At 68.6% G+C, this 4713-nt stretch carries 7 protein-coding genes; 2 read left to right on the top strand and 5 right to left on the bottom strand.

Going from position 1 to position 4713, the window contains the following annotated elements; all coding sequences use genetic code 11:
* A partial coding sequence (locus VHW64_RS15920) for an MFS transporter (protein ID WP_329651557.1) occupies window positions 1-428 on the bottom strand: 428 nt, incomplete at its 3' end.
* Window positions 429-541: 113 nt separating this feature from the next.
* On the opposite strand from VHW64_RS15920, the gene VHW64_RS15915 reads away from it, so the two are divergent.
* Both VHW64_RS15915 and VHW64_RS15910 read left to right on the top strand, forming a co-directional pair.
* Complete coding sequence (locus VHW64_RS15915) at window positions 542-2308, top strand: phospholipase D-like domain-containing protein (protein ID WP_329651556.1); 1767 nt, start codon at window positions 542-544, stop codon at window positions 2306-2308.
* A gap of 66 nt (window positions 2309-2374) precedes the next feature.
* Complete coding sequence (locus VHW64_RS15910) at window positions 2375-3211, top strand: hypothetical protein (protein ID WP_329651555.1); 837 nt, start codon at window positions 2375-2377, stop codon at window positions 3209-3211.
* Between the two features lie 383 nt (window positions 3212-3594).
* Here VHW64_RS15910 and VHW64_RS15905 read toward each other — a convergent pair whose 3' ends face one another.
* The 4 genes from VHW64_RS15905 to VHW64_RS15890 all read right to left on the bottom strand — a co-directional run.
* On the bottom strand, window positions 3595-3912 hold the full coding sequence (locus tag VHW64_RS15905; RefSeq protein ID WP_329651554.1) for a type II toxin-antitoxin system RelE/ParE family toxin: 318 nt from the start codon (window positions 3910-3912) through the stop codon (window positions 3595-3597).
* Window positions 3909-4154, bottom strand: coding sequence for an addiction module protein (locus tag VHW64_RS15900; protein ID WP_329651553.1), 246 nt, complete (start codon window positions 4152-4154; stop codon window positions 3909-3911). Before VHW64_RS15900 ends, VHW64_RS15905 begins: the two co-directional genes overlap by 4 nt.
* 34 nt (window positions 4155-4188) lie before the next feature.
* On the bottom strand, window positions 4189-4434 hold the full coding sequence (locus VHW64_RS15895) for a hypothetical protein (RefSeq protein ID WP_329651552.1): 246 nt from the start codon (window positions 4432-4434) through the stop codon (window positions 4189-4191).
* Window positions 4435-4466: 32 nt separating this feature from the next.
* On the bottom strand, window positions 4467-4713 hold a 247-nt coding region (locus tag VHW64_RS15890; RefSeq protein ID WP_329651551.1), incomplete at its 5' end, for a hypothetical protein.

Here is a 4713-nt window from a genome sequence, read left to right as displayed (position 1 = left end):
CGCTCCTGGAGCGAGTAGATGTCGCCCAGGATGGTCATCCCGATCGGTCCGATCGCACCCGCACCGAGCCCCTGGACCAGCCGGAACACGATCAGGGTCGGCATGCTCCACGCCAGGCCGCACAGCAGCGAGCCGACCAGGAACAGGCCGACCCCCAGGAGCATCAGCGGCTTGCGGCCGTACAGGTCCGCCAGCTTGCCGTAGATCGGGACCGAGACGGCCTGCGCCAGCAGGTAGATCGAGAACAGCCACGGGAACGACGTGAAGCCGCCGAGGTCGTCGACGATCGACGGCACCGCCGTCGCCAGGATCGTCGAGTCGATCGCGAACAGGCCGGTGCTGAGCATCACGGCCAGGAGGATCGGGCCGCGCTCGCTGCGCAGGCCCACGTCAGCGCGGGAGGCACGAGGGGAGGCCGCGGTCGTCACGTGTCGCCAACCTACCCGCGCTGGGTGGCATTCCCGCCTCGTGGCGTCCGTCTCCGGAGTGACGACACGGGATCGGGCGACGCCTACCGTCGAGGAGACGGGGAGGGGGCGCCATGCGCTTCAGATCGCACGCAACAGCACCCGACCGGGTGTACGCCGTCACCGGCACCAACACGGTGTCGTTCGGGATGGTCGCCAGCGACGAGACCAAGGACGGCCTGCTCGGGTACGCCGTACGCCGCCACGACCTCGCCGCGGGTGTCACCGAGTGGATGCCGGGCTTCAAGGTCTTCAAGTCGCTGATGCCGGCGCCTACGCCGGACACCCGGGTCAGCACGCACGACCAACCCGTGCAGAGCTTCGTGTGGGACGACTTCACCTGTCAGCCGGACAGCAAGTACCGCTACGAGTTCCACCCCCTCAAGGGGACGCCGTCCGACCTCGACCGGTCGACCTCCTCGGTGACGCTCACGGTCCGGACCGAGCCGCTGTCGGGTGAGTGGCACGACGTCTACTTCAACCGCGGCGTGGCGAGCAGCCAGTACTACACCGACACCTTCGGCGACACCCCGATCGACCAGCTCGACCCGGCGACGCAGGCCGCCGCGCTGGCGTGGCTGAGCCGCGACCTCGGAACCTCCCTGCTGCGCTTCATCGACGACACCCAGCCCGGCGACCGGCTGCTCGGCTGCTTCTACGAGTTCAGCTACGAGCCCGCCGCCGACGCCTTGAAGAGCGCACTGGATCGCGGCGTCGACGTCCGGCTCGTCATCGACATGAAGCAGAACGAGGCCGACGGCAAGGGCTCGCCGCGCGACGAGAACCAGCAGACCCTGACGACGTCCGGCTTCCCGCTGGACCACGTGGTGCAGCGCGAGGCGCGGAAGTCGGCGATCGCGCACAACAAGTTCATGGTCCACGTCCCCGCGGGCGCGTCCGGGCCCACGGAGGTGTGGACCGGGTCGACCAACCTGACCCGCAGCGGCATCGCCGGCCAGACGAACGTGGGCGACTGGCTGCGCGACCCGGTGCTCGCGGCGTCGTACCTCGCCTACTGGAACCTGCTCTCGACAGATCCCGGCGGCAGGACCGGTGACAGCTCGTCGGTGAGCAGTGCGGCCAACAAGGCCTTCGAGGCCGCGGTCGAGCAGCTCTCACCGGTGCCCGGCGACCTGCGCACGGTCGCCGCCGGTGCGACGCCGATCTTCAGTCCCCGCGCGGCCGGCACCGTCCTCGACTCGTACGCCGCGCTGCTCGCCGGCGCCGAGCAGGAAGGGTGCATCACGTTCGCGTTCGGGGTCGACGAGAAGTTCAAGGACCTGCTGAAGACCCACACGTCGCAGAGCGCCATCGTCTTCATGCTCCTCGAGACACGCGACGAGCCGGCCGCGAAGAACCCGACGGCGTTCGTCAAGCTCAACTCGACCAACAACGTCTATGAGGCCTGGGGCTCCTACCTCCAGAACCCGGTCTACCAGTGGGCGCAGGAGACGAACGCCGGACTGCTCGGCATCACCACCTACGTCAACTACGTGCACTCGAAGTTCATGGTGGTCGACCCGCTCGGCGACGACCCGATCGTGATCACCGGGTCGGCCAACTTCAGCAACGCCTCGACGGTGACCAACGACGAGAACATGGTGGTGATCCGCGGGGACCGGCGCACGGCCGACATCTACCTCACGGAGTTCAACCGCATCTGGAACCACTACTACTTCCGCAGCGTCACCGAGGTCACCGCGAACGAGCCCGAGGCCGAGCGTGACGCGAGCATCTTCCTGGCCGAGGACGACGGCTGGACCGCGAAGTACCTGCCGGGGACCCTGAAGTCCAAGCGGCTCGCGCTGTACGAGGAGATGACCGGCTTCACCCGCGGTTGACGGCGGCACGCAGCGGTCCGCCGAGCGGTCAGGTTCCGGTCAGGTTGGCCGCCTAGCGTCGCGGACATGGCTGTCTCCGCACGCACCTTTCCGGCACCGAAGGTGCCGGAGGTGTTCGTCATGTTCTGGGTGATCAAGCTGCTGACGACCGGCATCGGCGAGACCGCGTCGGACTTCCTGGGCACGTGGAACATCGCGGCGGCCGGGGTGATCGGGGTCGGCGGGTTCTTCCTCGTGCTCCGCTGGCAGCTGCGGGCCACGGCATACCACCCGGTGCGGTACTGGGTGGCCGTGCTGATGGTCGCGGTCTTCGGCACGATGATCGCCGACGGTCCACACGTGGCACTCGGGTCGCCGTACTACGTCGACTCGACGGTCTACCTGGTGCTCCTGTGCGCACTGCTCACGTGGTGGCGGCGCTCGGAGGGGACCCTGTCGGTGCACTCGATCGTGACGAGTCGCCGCGAGCGCTTCTACTGGGGCACGGTGCTGCTCACGTTCGGCTTCGGCACCGCCCTCGGCGACACCACGGCCACCAACCTGCACCTGGGCTACTGGTGGTCGGTCGTGCTGTTCGCGGGACTGATGCTCGTCCCGCTGGTCGCCTGGCGCCTCGGCGCGGGCGCGGTGATGTGCTTCTGGGCGGCCTACTCGCTGACCAGGCCCTTGGGTGCGAGCGTCGCCGACGGCCTCGCGGTCAAGCCCCTCCACGGAGGCCTCGGCTGGACGACCGGGGTCGTCACCGGCCTGGGCCTGGTGGTCTTCGCGGTGCTCGTCGGCTACCTCACCCTCACCCACTCCGACGAGGAGGGCGCGCACGCGGCGCATGCTCATCCCCCCGTCGTCGGTGCGGGCCCAGCCCCCGACCCCGACCCCGAGCCCGAGCCGTCACAGGTTCCGTAGCGCCTCCGCCAGGGCCGCGGTCCTCCGTCGCGCACGACCGATCCGCCCTCAGCGCGTCGTAGGCGGCACCGGCCTCAGAGCTGAGCCAGTCCTCGGCAGCCGCTTCGGCCGCTTCGTCGGACATGTGACTCCTCGGTGGCGACCCAGCGCTTCCTGCTCAGCACCGAGTTCTTGCCTCGCATCTGCCACCCACGGAGGTGCATTAGGGCTCTGATGACCTGCGGAAACGTGCCCGCTCAGTAGTACCAGGGGAAGCGTGGCACGCTCAGCGGCTGTTGTTGGTCGATGACGGCGCTATGCGGCTGACCTGCGCGAACGTGTTTGTGGGCGTTGGACGCCGACGGGCCCTGACGACTCTGCCGCCACGTTTTTGCCACGCACGGTCACTCGCTGACCCGCTCTCGCCAGTAGCCGGGCAGCCGCTTGTCGTGTGCGAACGCGATCACGACAATCTCGGAGGGCTGGACGAGATACGCGAGGCGGAAAGGGAACCCGGCTACGCGACGCGACCTGACCGCGGGGATGCTGTCCCAACCTGGCCAGACCGCTCCGGACTCCGGCCATCCGAGGACGGTGTCGACGGTCTCGTCGGCGGCCGCTTCGAACCGGCTGCCGAGGCCCGCGCCGCGGTCCTCGTACCAAGTCACCTCGGCGCGGAGCTCGGCCAGAGCCTCGGGGTGGTACCGGACGTCAAGCGTCACTGCTGCCTCGCGGCACGGTCTGCCGCGAGTTGAGCCTTGACCTCGTCACGCGAAAGGGTCTGCACCCGACCGCTGGTGATGTCGTCGACCCGAGACTTGATCTCCGCCGTCCACGCCTCGTGGACCTCGGCCGAATCGGCCGTGTCGTCGAGGCTGGCCAACAGTACGTTCGCGACCTGAGCGCGCTGATCCACCGGGAGCGTCAACGCCAGCTGCGTGATCTCATCGATTCCGGAGGACATGAGCGTCATTCTACGCGACGGGCGCACTGGCCCGTCATGAACGAGCTGCCCACTTGGCTTCGAACTCTGCGCGCAGTCCCTCAGCGGGAATGCCGCGCGACGGGTCAGCCTTCAGGGCGTCGTACGCCGCAACAACCTCAGTACGCAGCCACGACTCCGCCGCCTGATCGAAGGCCCCGTCCGGATTCACCGACGCAAGCAGCCGGATGGCCAGCCGGCGACGCGCATCCACGGACAGGGACATCCCCGCCTCGAAGGCCTCCGCCTCGCTCACGGACATGCACCCACTGTAGGCGCAGCCCGCGGCGACGGTCAGGCCTTGAGGAGCCGTCGGGTGGCCTTGGCAAGCATCGATGACGACTTCCCTGATGCCAGTTCACGGAACTCAGACGGCAGATCGATCGTGCGGCCCGTCCGTTCGGCGAGGTCGGCGGCCAATTCCAGGAACGCCCCTGCGTCGCGGCGCCCCGGCAGGACCGTCACCAACTCCTGGAGAGCGTCGAGAATAGGCAGCACGGCTGCGTCGCTCGCGCGGGCGCATTCGCCAAGCCCAGTACTG

It is taken from the genome of Nocardioides sp. (assembly GCF_036267815.1).
Taxonomy (GTDB): domain Bacteria; phylum Actinomycetota; class Actinomycetes; order Propionibacteriales; family Nocardioidaceae; genus Nocardioides.
This window is presented reverse-complemented; position numbering and strand designations above follow the sequence as displayed.

Coding starts and splice junctions, on each gene's coding strand:
- VHW64_RS15895 (WP_329651552.1), bottom strand. CDS start 4,434: ATGTCCGTGAGCGAGGCGGAGGCCTTCGAGGCGGGGATGTCCCTGTCC.
- VHW64_RS15915 (WP_329651556.1), top strand. CDS start 542: ATGCGCTTCAGATCGCACGCAACAGCACCCGACCGGGTGTACGCCGTC.
- VHW64_RS15910 (WP_329651555.1), top strand. CDS start 2,375: ATGGCTGTCTCCGCACGCACCTTTCCGGCACCGAAGGTGCCGGAGGTG.
- VHW64_RS15900 (WP_329651553.1), bottom strand. CDS start 4,154: ATGTCCTCCGGAATCGATGAGATCACGCAGCTGGCGTTGACGCTCCCG.